Below are 14,097 nucleotides of genomic sequence, written 5' to 3' on the forward strand. Positions count from 1 at the left end.
ATTATAAACTGAGTACTTAGTACTCAGCATCTCATAACGACATCTTACTTACCCCCTCCCTCTCGGAGGGTTTTTTTTATCTATTTATCATATAATTAGAGTCTATATCTTTCAGCGTTTGTTCGATAAGTGCTCTTGCAATCGTTCCTTTAGGCGCAACAGGCGGCATCTCATCGATACCAAACCATTGTGCATCAGACAGCTCAGTGTAGTCTGGACTTAACTCTCCCGATTCATAGTCAGCTAAAAACCCCATCATCATACTGGATGGGAAAGCCCAAGGCTGGCTGCCAAAGTAGCGAATATTTTTAACGAGAATTCCCGTTTCTTCATGAATTTCTCGAGCCACACACTCTTCTAATGTCTCACCGACTTCTAAGAAGCCAGCAATAACCGTATACATACCATTTCGATGCCTTGGATGTTGGGCTAATAAAATCTGATTTTCTTTACGTACAGCAACGATAATACACGGAAATATTCTAGGATAATGAAGGGTGCGACATTCACCACACTGCATGGCTAACTGGTTATTATTAAGAAAGTTTCTTCCTCCACACTGTGGGCAAAAGCGCAAACTTTGCGTCATGTGCCCATATTGCACAGCTTTACTTAACAACATAAATAATGGCTCAGGAAAATGCAGGCAGTCACGCAGGGATACTAAAGGTAGATCATGCTCTAAATCGGCCAAGTTAAGCCACATGACGGGCGAACCAGAATACTCACCAATGGGTCTTGCACTCGTTACTGGCAGTGATAACTGCTCTGCAGACCCGAAGGGCACAGCACCATCCACCAGCCAAATTTCACTTCCTGCAACAACACACCAGTATGCATTTATCGCGCGGTTAACATCACCTTTTCTTAACATTACACCATCCCTTTGCTTGAAGTTCGTTCATTTTACTGGCAATCTAATTTCATACTAGAGTTTATCGTTAAGTAAATGTGCACTCTAAATTCTAGTAAGGACAAGAGTTTGTAATAACTTTACTAACTTTGCTTTGCAAAGGATACGTTCGCCGATGGGCGATCAGATCATGAGGGCATGGTCATGCTAAGAAAATTCAAACAAACACAAGACCAGTGGGGTGGCTCAAGTGATGTCATTGATCACTGGTTAGAGACACGACAATCCCTGATTGTTGAATATTGTAAGCTTGCAGCGCTGCAACCTTGTTCGAAAACCAATGTTATTGAACTCCCATCTCCTTCCGAACTGCAGGATTTCTGTCAGCACCTCGTTGATTACATCTCCGAAGGCCACTTTAAAATTTATGACATGGTTATGGACCGTTGGAAAGCAACCGGCTTTGTCGTGACTAATGAGATCAATCAAACCTATGGTCAAATTGTTCTAACGACTGAACCATTATTGAACTTTAACGATAAGTACTCAGAAGTGACTGAAGATGATGAATTAAATGATTTCGATTCTGATATGTGTCTCATTGGGGAAATTCTTGAGACTCGCTTTGAAGTCGAGGACTATCTGATACAGCAAATCGCAGAAAGCCTGTCTATGCCACCTGGAGCTTAGTATTTGCAAACATTCAGAAATAGAGTGAGAGAAAAGACTGACGATCATCGTCGGTCTTTTTTGTTTCTAGCTTTATCGAAAATCCCACCGGAAGAACAAAGCAGTATAAAAAACTAAAAAGGCACCCGAAGGTGCCTTTTTCTTAAGCTTTTAACGATTACTCGTTATATGACTTACTCTTCAGAAGAGAAACCAGCGTTTAGAAGTGCCGCTAGGTTATCCGTTGCTTGCTCAGCAGAAGGACCATCTTGCGCTTCAGAACGTTTAGCTTGACGCTCTTGGTGGTATGCGAAACCAGTACCAGCTGGGATCAGACGACCAACAATTACGTTCTCTTTCAGACCACGTAGGTCATCACGCTTACCAGAAACCGCAGCTTCTGTTAGTACGCGAGTTGTCTCCTGGAACGATGCCGCAGAGATGAACGACTCAGTCGCTAGAGATGCTTTAGTAATACCTAGTAGTTCACGTTCGAAACGTGCAGGCTCTTTGCCTTCAGCTTCTAGGTTACGGTTAGCAATCTTAACTTGTGAGTACTCAATCTGCTCACCAGGTAGGAACTCAGAGTCACCAGAGTGAGTAATAGTACACTTACGCAGCATCTGACGAACGATAGTTTCAATGTGCTTATCGTTAATCTTAACGCCTTGTAGACGGTAAACTTCCTGTACTTCGTTAGCAATGTACTGCGTTACCGCGTGTACACCACGTAGACGTAGGATGTCATGTGGAGACTCTGGACCATCTGCGATCACATCACCACGTTCAACTTTTTCACCTTCGAATACGTTCAACTGACGATGCTTAGGAATCATCTCTTCGTAAGCTTCACCGCTTTCACGTGTGATCACTAGGCGACGTTTACCTTTCGTCTCTTTACCAAAGCTCACAGTACCTGTGTGCTCAGCAAGGATTGCAGGCTCTTTCGGCTTACGTGCTTCAAATAGGTCAGCAACTCGTGGAAGACCACCGGTGATATCTTTGTTACCGCCAGACTTCTGAGGAATACGTGCTAGTGTTGCACCAACACCTACTGCTGCGCCATCTTCGATGTTCACAATCGCTTTACCAGGTAGGAAGTAGTGAGCTGGCATATCAGTACCAGGGATCATTACATCGTTACCTTGCTCGTCAACAAGTTTGATAGCTGGACGCATATCTTTACCTGCTGAAGGGCGAGCTGCTGGGTCAGTTACTTCGCTTGAAGATAGACCAGTTAGGTCATCCGTTTGACGAGATACTGTTACGCCGTCGATCATATCTACAAACTGGATGCGACCTGCTACCTCAGTAATGATAGGTAGTGTGTGCGCTTCCCAGTTTGCAACTGTTTCGCCAGCTTGAACTGTATCACCATCGCCTTTGCTTAGTAGCGTACCGTAAGGCAGTTTGTGCTTCTCTTTAGTACGACCAAACTCATCAACGATAGTTAACTCTGTCGCACGAGAAGTGATAACGATCTTACCGTCATCAGCCAATACAGATTTAGCGTTGTGTAGCTTGATAGAACCGTTGTTCTTAACTTGAACACTGTTCTCTGCCGCTGCTGTCGATGCCGCACCACCGATGTGGAACGTACGCATCGTTAGCTGTGTACCTGGCTCACCGATAGACTGAGCAGCAATAACACCCACTGCTTCACCTTGGTTCACTAGGTGACCACGTGCTAGGTCACGACCGTAACATTGTGCACAACAACCGAAGTCAGAATCACACGTTACTACAGAGCGCACTTTCATGCTGTCTACTGAGTTCTCTTCCATGATTTGACACCACTTCTCATCGATCAGGGTGTTACGTGGAATAAGAACGTCTTCCGTGCCAGGTTTTAGTACGTCTTCAGCAACAACACGACCAAGAGCAAGCTCAGAAAGTGCAACTTTAACATCACCACCCTCGATGTGAGGCATCATGTCGACACCTTCGTGAGTGCCACAGTCATGTTCAGTTACAACAACGTCTTGAGCAACGTCTACTAGACGACGAGTTAGGTAACCCGAGTTCGCTGTTTTCAGTGCCGTATCCGCAAGACCCTTACGAGCACCGTGCGTTGAGATAAAGTACTGAAGTACGTTTAGACCTTCTTTAAAGTTCGCTGTGATCGGCGTTTCGATGATTGAACCATCTGGACGCGCCATCAGACCACGCATACCCGCAAGCTGACGAATCTGTGCTGCAGAACCACGAGCGCCCGAGTCCGCCATCATGTAGATGCTATTGAATGACTCTTGCTGTTCCTCTTCACCGTCACGGTTAACTACCGTTTCAGATGAAAGGTTTTCCATCATTGCTTTCGCAACACGGTCGTTGGTCGATGCCCAGATATCGATAACTTTGTTGTAGCGTTCGCCCGCAGTAACAAGACCTGATTGGTACTGTTCCTGGATTTCACGTACTTCTTCTTCCGCTTCTGCGATTTCAGTGTACTTAGCTGCAGGTACAACCATATCGTCGATACCAACAGATACACCAGAAAGTGCCGCGTATGCGAAACCTGTGTACATGATTTGGTCAGCGAAGATTACTGTGTCTTTCAGACCTAGTTTACGGTACGCCTCGTTAAGTAGGTTAGAGATTTGCTTCTTACCTAGCTTTTGGTTAACGATGCTGTACGGTAGACCAGCTGGCACGATTTGCCATAGCATTGCACGACCAACAGTGGTGTCTACCATCTTGGTTTCTGTAGTGCTGTTGCCATCTTCGTCTACAACAGTTTCTGTAATACGTACTTTAACGCGTGCGTGAAGCTCAGCTTGTTTAGTGCGGTATGCTTTCTCAGCCTCTTCTGGGCCAGAAAGGTACATGCCTTCACCTTTCACGTTGATCTTTTCACGAGTCATGTAGTACAGACCCAATACAACGTCCTGAGAAGGTACGATGATCGGATCACCTGACGCTGGCGACAGAATGTTGTTTGTCGACATCATCAGAGTACGAGCTTCAAGCTGTGCCTCTAGAGTTAGAGGTACGTGAACCGCCATTTGGTCACCATCGAAGTCCGCGTTGTACGCCGCACAAACAAGTGGGTGTAGCTGAATCGCTTTACCTTCGATCAGTACTGGTTCGAACGCCTGGATACCTAGACGGTGAAGTGTCGGTGCACGGTTCAATAGTACTGGGTGTTCACGGATTACTTCGTCTAGGATATCCCAAACGACCGCTTCTTCACGCTCTACCATTTTCTTAGCAGCTTTGATTGTAGTCGCAAGACCACGAGTCTCTAGCTTGCTGTAGATGAATGGTTTGAATAGCTCAAGTGCCATCTTCTTAGGAAGACCACACTGGTGTAGACGAAGGTATGGACCTACTGTGATTACAGAACGGCCAGAGTAGTCTACACGTTTACCTAGAAGGTTCTGACGGAAACGACCTTGTTTACCCTTGATCATATCAGCAAGAGATTTCAGAGGACGCTTGTTAGAACCTGTGATCGCACGACCACGACGACCGTTATCTAGTAGCGCATCAACAGACTCTTGCAGCATACGTTTTTCGTTACGTACGATGATGTCCGGAGCAGCTAGCTCTAGAAGACGCTTCAAACGGTTGTTACGGTTGATCACACGACGGTATAGATCGTTAAGATCAGAAGTCGCAAAGCGACCGCCATCTAGAGGTACTAGAGGACGTAGATCTGGCGGAAGTACTGGAAGTACAGTTAGGATCATCCACTCAGGGTTGTTACCCGATGCGATGAACGCTTCTACCAGCTTAAGACGCTTAGTTACTTTCTTACGCTTAGTTTCAGAGTTTGTTGTCTCTAACTCTTCACGCATTTGTTCTGCTTCAGCGTGCATATCCATAGAACCTAGTAGGTCCTTGATAGCTTCCGCACCCATCTTAGCAGTGAACTCGTCGCCCCACTCTTCTAGACGATCTAGATACTCTTCTTCAGTAAGCATCTGACCTTTTTCTAGATCAGTCATACCAGGCTCTGTTACTACGTACATTTCGAAGTACAGAACGCGTTCGATATCACGTAGAGGGATATCCATTAGTAGACCGATACGAGACGGTAGCGATTTTAGGAACCAGATGTGAGCTACTGGTGAAGCCAGTTCAATGTGGCCCATACGGTCACGACGAACTTTAGTTTGTGTAACTTCTACACCACACTTCTCACAGATAACACCACGGTGCTTCAGGCGCTTGTACTTACCACAAAGACATTCGTAGTCTTTAACTGGACCAAAGATACGCGCACAGAACAGACCATCGCGTTCAGGTTTGAACGTACGATAGTTGATCGTTTCAGGTTTTTTAACTTCACCGAAAGACCATGAACGGATCATGTCTGGTGAAGATAGACCGATTTTGATTGCATCAAATTCTTCGGTCTTATGCTGTGCTTTTAGAAAGTTTAATAAGTCTTTCACAATCAGCTCCTGTAAGGAGTTAAAAGGAGCTCACTTGCTAAAGTGAGCACCTTCTTCCAAATAATCGCTTTGATTCTCTCGACTTTCATCAAGAGAGAAAAGGATTACTCTTCGTCTTCTAGCTCGATGTTGATACCTAGCGAGCGGATCTCTTTCAACAGTACGTTGAACGATTCTGGCATGCCAGGTTCCATGCTGTGGTTACCGTCTACGATGTTCTTGTACATCTTAGTACGGCCGTTAACGTCATCCGACTTAACCGTTAGCATTTCTTGTAGCGTGTAAGCAGCACCGTATGCTTCTAGTGCCCATACTTCCATCTCACCGAAACGCTGACCACCGAACTGAGCTTTACCACCTAGTGGCTGCTGAGTTACTAGGCTGTACGAACCAGTTGAACGAGCGTGCATCTTGTCATCAACAAGGTGGTTCAGTTTCAGCATGTACATGTAACCAACAGTTACAGGACGCTCAAACGCATCACCTGTGCGACCATCAAACAGTGTTAACTGACCTGATGTTGGTAGATCTGCTAGCTCAAGAAGTGCTTTGATTGACTCTTCTGGAGCGCCATCAAATACAGGAGTCGCGATTGGTAGACCGCCACGCAAGTTCTTGATCAGAGTACGTACTTCATCATCAGATAGAGAAGCAATGTCTACTTTCTGGCGAGTGTCGCCTAGATCGTAAACTTTTTGTAGGAACTCGCGGAATTTCGCTAGTTCTTGCTGCTCTTTAACCATCTGGTTGATCTTGTCACCGATACCTTTCGCTGCCAGACCTAAGTGTACTTCTAGGATCTGACCGATGTTCATACGCGAAGGTACACCCAGTGGGTTAAGTACGATGTCTACAGGCTGACCTTTCTCATCGTATGGCATGTCTTCAACAGGGTTGATCTTAGAGATTACACCCTTGTTACCGTGACGACCCGCCATCTTATCACCAGGCTGAATGCGACGTTTAACCGCTAGGTAAACCTTAACGATCTTCAGGACGCCAGGTGCTAAATCATCACCTTGAGTGATCTTACGACGCTTAGTTTCGAACTTCTTATCGAAGTCAGCTTTTAGCTCATCCCACTGCTCAGCAAGTTGCTCAAGCTGAGTTTGTAGTGCGTCATCTTCTAGCGTTAGTTCTAGCCACTTCTTACGATCAGTTGTGTCTAGTTTCGCTTCAGAGTAACCGCCTTCAATCAATACAGCTTTAACACGGTTTAGAAGGCCGCCCTCAAGAATCTGGAATTCTTCAGTTAGGTCTTTCTTCGCTTCTTTAAGCTGCATCTGTTCGATTTCAAGCGCACGCTTGTCTTTCTCTACGCCATCGCGAGTAAAGACTTGAACGTCGATGATCGTACCTGATACAGAGTTAGGTACACGTAGTGAAGTATCTTTAACGTCAGATGCTTTTTCACCGAAGATTGCACGTAGTAGCTTCTCTTCAGGCGTTAGCTGAGTTTCACCTTTAGGTGTAACTTTACCAACTAGGATGTCGCCACCCTTAACTTCAGCACCGATGTAAACGATACCTGACTCGTCTAGTTTAGACAGAGCAGACTCACCTACGTTTGGAATATCCGCTGTGATCTCTTCAGAACCAAGCTTAGTATCACGCGCCACACAAGTCAGTTCTTGGATGTGGATAGTCGTGAAACGGTCTTCTTGAACTACGCGCTCAGATACTAAGATCGAGTCTTCGAAGTTGTAACCGTTCCAAGGCATGAACGCGATACGCATGTTTTGACCAAGCGCTAGTTCACCAAGGTCTGTTGAAGGACCATCAGCAAGAACGTCACCGCGTGATACAGGCTCACCTGGCATCACACATGGGCGCTGGTTAATACATGTGTTCTGGTTAGAACGTGTGTATTTAGTCAGGTTGTAGATGTCGATACCAGCTTCACCTGGTACTAGCTCTTCTTCGTTAACTTTAACAACGATACGAGAAGCATCTACTGACTGGATTACACCACCACGTTTAGCAACTGCAGTTACACCTGAGTCAACGGCTACGTTACGTTCAATACCAGTACCAACAAGCGGTTTGTCAGCTTTCAGTGTTGGAACTGCCTGACGTTGCATGTTCGCACCCATCAATGCACGGTTCGCATCATCGTGTTCTAGGAACGGGATAAGCGATGCAGCGATAGATACAACCTGGTTTGTCGCAACGTCCATGTACTGAGCGTGCTCACGAGGGTGTAGACCAGATTCACCTTTCTGACGAGCTGTGATCAGCTCATCTGCAAAAGTACCATCTTCGTTTAGCTTAGCGTTCGCCTGTGCGATAACGAATTGGCCTTCTTCGATTGCAGATAGGTAATCTACTTCGTCTGTTACTACGCCATCTACAACGCGACGGTATGGTGTCTCTAGGAAACCGTACTCGTTACAACGCGCAAACGCAGATAGAGAGTTGATCAGACCGATGTTTGGACCTTCAGGCGTTTCGATAGGACATAGACGACCGTAGTGAGTTACGTGTACGTCACGTACTTCGAAGCCAGCACGTTCACGAGTTAGACCGCCAGGACCCAATGCAGAAATACGACGCTTGTGCGTTACTTCTGATAGCGGGTTGTTTTGGTCCATGAACTGTGAAAGCTGTGAAGAGCCAAAGAATTCTTTAACTGCCGCAGAAATTGGCTTCGCGTTGATCAAGTCTTGAGGCATGATTGCGTCAAGATCGCCTAGGCTTAGACGCTCTTTAACTGCACGCTCAACACGTACTAGACCTACACGGAACTGGTTCTCAGCCATTTCGCCTACAGAACGGATACGACGGTTGCCTAGGTGGTCGATATCGTCCACTTCGCCCTTACCGTTACGGATCGCGATCAGCTTCTTCATCACTTCGATGATATCAGTTTCATCAAGTGTGCCTTGCTCTTGAGCATCTTCACGGCCGATAGAGCTGTTGAACTTCATACGACCAACAGTCGATAGATCGTAACGCTCTTCAGAGAAGAATAGGCTTTCGAATAGAGCTTCTGCAGCTTCTTTTGTTGGCGGCTCACCAGGGCGCATCATGCGGTAGATTTCTACCAATGCAGAAATACGATCAACCGTGCTGTCGATACGTAGTGTTTCTGACATGAATGGACCGTGGTCTAGATCGTTCGTGAATAGAACTTCTAGCGCTTTGTGGCCAGCCTGAGATAGGTTCGCTAGTGCTTCCAGGCTGATTTCCTGGTTAGCGTTAACAATGATCTCGCCTGTTGCTTCATTGATGTAATCTTTTGATGCAACTTTACCTACGATGTACTCAACTGGTACTTCGATGTGATCAACACCATCTTTTTCTAGTTGGCGGATATGACGAGCTGTTACGCGACGACCTTGCTCAACGTAAACTTTACCATTTGCTTCGATGTCGAATGACGCAGTTTCACCACGTAGACGATCAGGGACCAACTCCATCAATAGAGTTTGGTCTTTCACTTCGAAGTTCACTTTCTCGAAGAAGATATCTAGGATTTCTTCTGTCGACTTACCTAGTGCACGAAGGATGATCGATGCTGGTAGCTTACGACGGCGGTCGATACGAACGTACAAGTTATCCTTAGGATCAAACTCGAAATCAAGCCATGAACCACGGTAAGGAATAACACGTGCGTTGTATAAAACTTTACCTGAAGAGTGGGTCTTACCCTTATCGCTGTCGAAGAACACGCCTGGGCTTCGGTGCAGCTGGGATACGATAACCCTCTCGGTACCGTTGATTACGAAGGTACCATTGTCTGTCATGAGTGGAATTTCACCCATGTAGACTTCTTGTTCTTTAATGTCTTTTACAGTACCTGCTGGCGCGTCTTTATCAAAGATAACTAGGCGTAGTTTTACACGTAGTGGCTTTGAGTAAGTTACACCGCGGATTTGACATTCTTTAACGTCAAAAACTGGCTCACCAAGACGGTAGCTAACGTATTGCAGCTCAGAATTGCCGTTGTAGCTCTGAATCGGGAATACAGAACGGAAAGCGGCTTCAAGACCGTATTGACCTTCAGGATCCTGTTCGATAAATTTGTCGAACGAATCGAGCTGGATCGATAGCAGGTATGGAATGTCCAAAACTTGTGGACGAGTACCAAAGTCCTTACGGATGCGCTTTTTCTCGGTATAAGAGTAAACCATGGGGTTCCTCAGCTCGCTGATAAGTGACCCAAACTGTCCGCCCGCTCCTAGTTACTTAAGGGGGGTAAGGGACAGTGACTAATATAGCTGTTTACTGTAGTGACATTTCATTTCGTAAGAATGAAATGTTTTTTGCATGGATATCAGGCGCTTAAACAGCGGGAAAATTCGCCTATACCCTACAGCGCAAAAAGGCCGGTGGTTAAAAAACCACCAGCCAATTAGCCGTTAGGCTAAGAAACTATGCAATAATTACTTAACAGCAACAGTTGCACCAGCTTCTTCTAGCTGAGCTTTAAGAGCTTCAGCTTCTGCTTTCTCAACACCTTCTTTAAGAGGTGCTGGAGCGCCGTCTACTAGAGCTTTAGCTTCTTTAAGACCTAGGCCAGTTGCGCCACGTACTGCTTTGATTACAGCAACTTTGTTACCGCCAGCAGCTTCTAGGATTACGTCGAATTCAGTTTGCTCAGCAGCAGCTTCGCCTGCAGCAGCGCCGCCAGCTACAACAGCAGCAGCAGCAGAAACACCGAATTTCTCTTCCATTGCTTCGATTAGTTCAACAACTTGCATTACAGACATTTCTGCAACTGCGTCTAGGATTTGCTCGTTAGTAATAGACATAACAATTCTCTTTTAAGTCAACAATAAGTTTATTAAGCAACCAGTAAAAAGCAAGGCTTATGCCGCTGCTTCTTGTTTTTGATCGCGGATAGCTGCGATAGTACGCGCCAGCTTGCCAGCCGAAGCTTCTTTCATGCACATCATTAGGCGTGCAATTGCTTCGTCGTAAGTTGGTAGTGTTGCTAGTACTTCAGCGTCAGTTAAAGCGCCTTCAAATGCAGCAGCTTTGATCTCGAAATCTTTGTTCTCTTTAGCGAAGTCTTTGAAAAGACGCGCTGCAGCACCTGGGTGCTCATTAGAGAATGCGATTAGAGTAGGACCAGTGAAAGTGTCAGTTAGACACTCGTACTCAGTACCTTCAACCGCACGACGAGCAAGAGTGTTACGAACAACTCTCATGTAAACGCCAGCTTCACGAGCTTGTTTACGTAGAGAAGTCATCGCGCCAACTTGAACGCCACGAGAATCAGCTACAACTGCAGAAAGTGCACCACTGGCAGCTTCGTTGACTTCAGCAACAATTGCTTTTTTGTCTTGAAGGTTTAAAGCCATCTTGGATTTACTCCTGGTTGTCGTTACACCACTCACTATCATCACGACAGTGAGAGCTATTGAGGTGCTTCCCCAGAAGAAAGTTAACTATATTACATAGAGCTTTCTGTCAGTTCGGGCACCATCTACGTAGGATAATTAAGTTTGCTTTTACACAAACACCTACGGTCTTGGACGGAGACTGGGTCTTAATTCATTTCGAACTAGGAGACAGTTCAAAGAACCAAAGTTCAGCCCCAACCACAAATATTAGGCGCAAAATTATACACTAATTTTGCGCCTAAGCAAATAAATTATGCTTGAGTGTTCAGGCTAGCCTGATCAACAGCAACACCAGCACCCATAGTAGTAGAGATGCTTACTTTCTTCAGGAAAGTACCTTTCGCTGAAGATGGCTTAGCTTTCTTCAGAGCAACTAGAAGTGCTTCTAGGTTCTCTTTGATCTGCTCAGCAGAGAAGTTTGCTTTACCGATAGTAGTGTGGATGATGCCGTTTTTGTCGTTACGGTAACGAACCTGACCAGCTTTAGCGTTTTTAACTGCTTCAGCAACGTTAGGAGTTACAGTACCAACTTTAGGGTTTGGCATAAGACCGCGAGGACCTAGGATAGTACCTAGTTGACCTACAACGCGCATTGCATCTGGAGAAGCAACAACTACGTCAAAGTTCATTTCGCCTTTCTTAACTTGCTCAGCAAGATCTTCCATACCTACGATGTCTGCGCCAGCTTCTTTAGCTGCTTCAGCGTTAGCACCTTGAGTGAACACTGCAACGCGGATTTCGCGGCCAGTACCGTGAGGTAGTACAGTTGCACCACGTACGTTCTGGTCAGATTTACGAGCATCAATGCCTAGGTTAACAGCAACGTCTACAGACTCAACGAATTTAGCAGTCGCTAGTTCTTGAAGAAGAGCAACAGCTTCGTTGATTTCGTATTCTTTAGTTACGTCAACTTTTTCGCGGATTACGCGCATGCGCTTAGTTAGTTTTGCCATCTTATTAACCCTCTACCACTAGGCCCATTGAACGAGCAGTACCAGCGATAGAACGCTTCATCGCTTCGATGTCAGCACCAGTCATATCAGCAGCTTTAGTTTCTGCGATTTCTTGGATTTGAGCGTCAGTTACAGTACCAACTTTTTCAGTGTTTGGACGACCTGAACCAGACTTAACGCCAGCAGCTTTCTTAAGAAGAACAGCAGCAGGTGGAGTCTTAGTTACGAACGTGAAAGAACGGTCGCTGTATACTGTGATAACTACTGGAGTTGGTAGACCTTTCTCAATAGATTCTGTTTTTGCGTTGAACGCTTTACAGAATTCCATGATGTTCACACCGTGTTGACCTAGTGCAGGACCTACTGGTGGACTAGGGTTAGCCATACCAGCAGCAACTTGTAGCTTGATGTAAGCTTCAACTTTCTTAGCCATGATAATTCCTAAGTTTGGGTACAAACGCTAATCGCGGATCAGCTCCCCGTTTGTGTAAGAAACTTTTTACTTCACTTGAAGTAAAAAGGCGCGAAATTATAGTCATAATCCGCGCCTTATACAACCCTAAAAAGGTGATTTTTTATACTCTTTAACGAAGAGTCTTAGTCCAGCTTTTCAACCTGACCAAATTCAAGCTCAACTGGTGTCGCACGACCAAAGATCGATACAGACACTTTCAGGCGGCTCTTCTCGTAATCCACTTCTTCAACAGTACCGTTGAAGTCAGCAAATGGACCTTCGTTAACACGTACCACTTCACCCGCTTCGTACATTGTACGCGGACGAGGCGCTTCACTCGCTTTCTCAAGACGATTAAGAATCGCGTCAGCCTCTTTATCCGTGATAGGTGCCGGACGGTCTGAGGTACCACCAATGAAGCCCATGACACGCGGCACACTGCGTACTAGGTGCCATGATTCATCGTTCATAATCATCTGAACAAGGACGTAACCTGGGAAGAACTTACGCTCAGATTTGCGACGCTGACCCGCGCGCATTTCCACTACTTCTTCAGTAGGAACCAGTACTTCACCGAATAGCTCTTCCATGCCGTGCATTTTGATATGCTCGCGCAGAGATTGAGCTACACGACCTTCAAATCCAGAGAAGGCTTGAACCACATACCAGCGTTTTTTTGGAGCTTCACTCATGAATAAAAACCCTCTATACCCCAGTTGCTAGAGCTACTAGACGAACCATAATTCCGTCAATACCCCATAGCACTAGAGCCATTACAATACTTACAGCTAAAACGATCAGTGTTGTTTGCATGGTTTCTTGGCGAGTAGGCCAAACAACTTTACGTACTTCCATACGAGATTCTTTTGCAAAACTGATCGCTGCTTTACCTTTAGTCGTTGTTGCTGCAACGCCTAAGGCAGCTGCAATAAGAACAACAACGCCTGCAGCACGAACCACTACAGACATTTCACCATACAGGTAATTACCCACAACAGCGGCAGCTGCCAATACGAAAGCGGCTACCCACTTAAACGTATCTGCTGCGTTTGAGCTATCAGGAGTTTCAGCATTATTTGCTTTCATAAAACCAACCTGTTACAAGTCTTAATATAGACGACAACAACCCCGCTGTTGCAGGGCAAACTCCATATCGCTGAAAAAATCAGCGTACTCTTCTTAAGATTAAGCCTCTTTGCTTAATCTTGCTCTGCGCCCAACCCACTTCTGAACAAGAAAACAGCAAAAATAATGTTGAGTGCAGAAAAAGGGCATCAAATGATGCCCTTTTTGCTACTGGTTCGTCAAATCTAATTCAAGATTTTCCGAAAGCATCGCTAATTCGCTATGAATTAGTCGAAGATCTTAGCAACAACACCAGCACCTACTGTACGGCCACCTTCACGGATCGCGAAACGTAGAC

The 14,097-nt window shown here is 45.7% G+C and carries 10 protein-coding genes and 1 pseudogene; 1 reads left to right on the top strand and 10 read right to left on the bottom strand.

What is annotated here, in order from left to right; translation table 11 throughout:
* Positions 1 to 76: 76 nt before the first annotated feature.
* A complete protein-coding gene (gene nudC / locus R7Q41_RS22890; RefSeq protein ID WP_318109441.1) occupies positions 77 to 874 on the bottom strand; it encodes an NAD(+) diphosphatase in 798 nt (265 codons plus the stop codon).
* A 177-nt stretch (positions 875 to 1,051) separates the two neighbouring features.
* Between nudC and R7Q41_RS22895 the strand changes: the two genes are divergently transcribed.
* On the top strand, positions 1,052 to 1,543 hold the full coding sequence (locus R7Q41_RS22895; protein ID WP_005382515.1) for an Rsd/AlgQ family anti-sigma factor: 492 nt from the start codon (positions 1,052 to 1,054) through the stop codon (positions 1,541 to 1,543).
* Positions 1,544 to 1,716: 173 nt separating this feature from the next.
* Here R7Q41_RS22895 and rpoC read toward each other — a convergent pair whose 3' ends face one another.
* The 9 genes and pseudogenes from rpoC to R7Q41_RS22940 all read right to left on the bottom strand — a co-directional run.
* Positions 1,717 to 5,919, bottom strand: coding sequence for a DNA-directed RNA polymerase subunit beta' (gene rpoC / locus R7Q41_RS22900; RefSeq protein ID WP_005382514.1), 4,203 nt, complete (start codon positions 5,917 to 5,919; stop codon positions 1,717 to 1,719).
* 104 nt (positions 5,920 to 6,023) lie between these two features.
* The gene (rpoB, locus tag R7Q41_RS22905; protein ID WP_005384685.1) at positions 6,024 to 10,052 is read right to left on the bottom strand and encodes a DNA-directed RNA polymerase subunit beta; all 4,029 of its coding nucleotides are present in this window, start codon (positions 10,050 to 10,052) and stop codon (positions 6,024 to 6,026) included.
* 252 nt (positions 10,053 to 10,304) lie between these two features.
* Positions 10,305 to 10,673, bottom strand: a complete 369-nt coding sequence (gene rplL, locus R7Q41_RS22910) for a 50S ribosomal protein L7/L12 (protein ID WP_005382540.1) — start codon at positions 10,671 to 10,673, stop codon at positions 10,305 to 10,307.
* A 57-nt stretch (positions 10,674 to 10,730) separates the two neighbouring features.
* Positions 10,731 to 11,225, bottom strand: coding sequence for a 50S ribosomal protein L10 (rplJ, locus tag R7Q41_RS22915; RefSeq protein ID WP_005382538.1), 495 nt, complete (start codon positions 11,223 to 11,225; stop codon positions 10,731 to 10,733).
* Between the two features lie 293 nt (positions 11,226 to 11,518).
* The gene (gene rplA, locus R7Q41_RS22920; RefSeq protein ID WP_005384683.1) at positions 11,519 to 12,220 is read right to left on the bottom strand and encodes a 50S ribosomal protein L1; all 702 of its coding nucleotides are present in this window, start codon (positions 12,218 to 12,220) and stop codon (positions 11,519 to 11,521) included.
* A gap of 4 nt (positions 12,221 to 12,224) precedes the next feature.
* On the bottom strand, positions 12,225 to 12,653 hold the full coding sequence (rplK, locus tag R7Q41_RS22925; protein ID WP_005384682.1) for a 50S ribosomal protein L11: 429 nt from the start codon (positions 12,651 to 12,653) through the stop codon (positions 12,225 to 12,227).
* A gap of 164 nt (positions 12,654 to 12,817) precedes the next feature.
* Positions 12,818 to 13,366: a transcription termination/antitermination protein NusG gene (gene nusG / locus R7Q41_RS22930; protein WP_005384681.1), complete on the bottom strand. Its 549-nt coding sequence runs from the start codon at positions 13,364 to 13,366 to the stop codon at positions 12,818 to 12,820.
* Positions 13,367 to 13,379: 13 nt separating this feature from the next.
* Complete coding sequence (gene secE / locus R7Q41_RS22935; protein ID WP_005384680.1) at positions 13,380 to 13,760, bottom strand: preprotein translocase subunit SecE; 381 nt, start codon at positions 13,758 to 13,760, stop codon at positions 13,380 to 13,382.
* 266 nt (positions 13,761 to 14,026) lie between these two features.
* A pseudogene (locus tag R7Q41_RS22940) lies at positions 14,027 to 14,097 on the bottom strand (elongation factor Tu); the annotation flags it as partial.

This window comes from Vibrio sp. 2096, assembly GCF_033339595.1.
Lineage (GTDB): Bacteria > Pseudomonadota > Gammaproteobacteria > Enterobacterales > Vibrionaceae > Vibrio > Vibrio alginolyticus.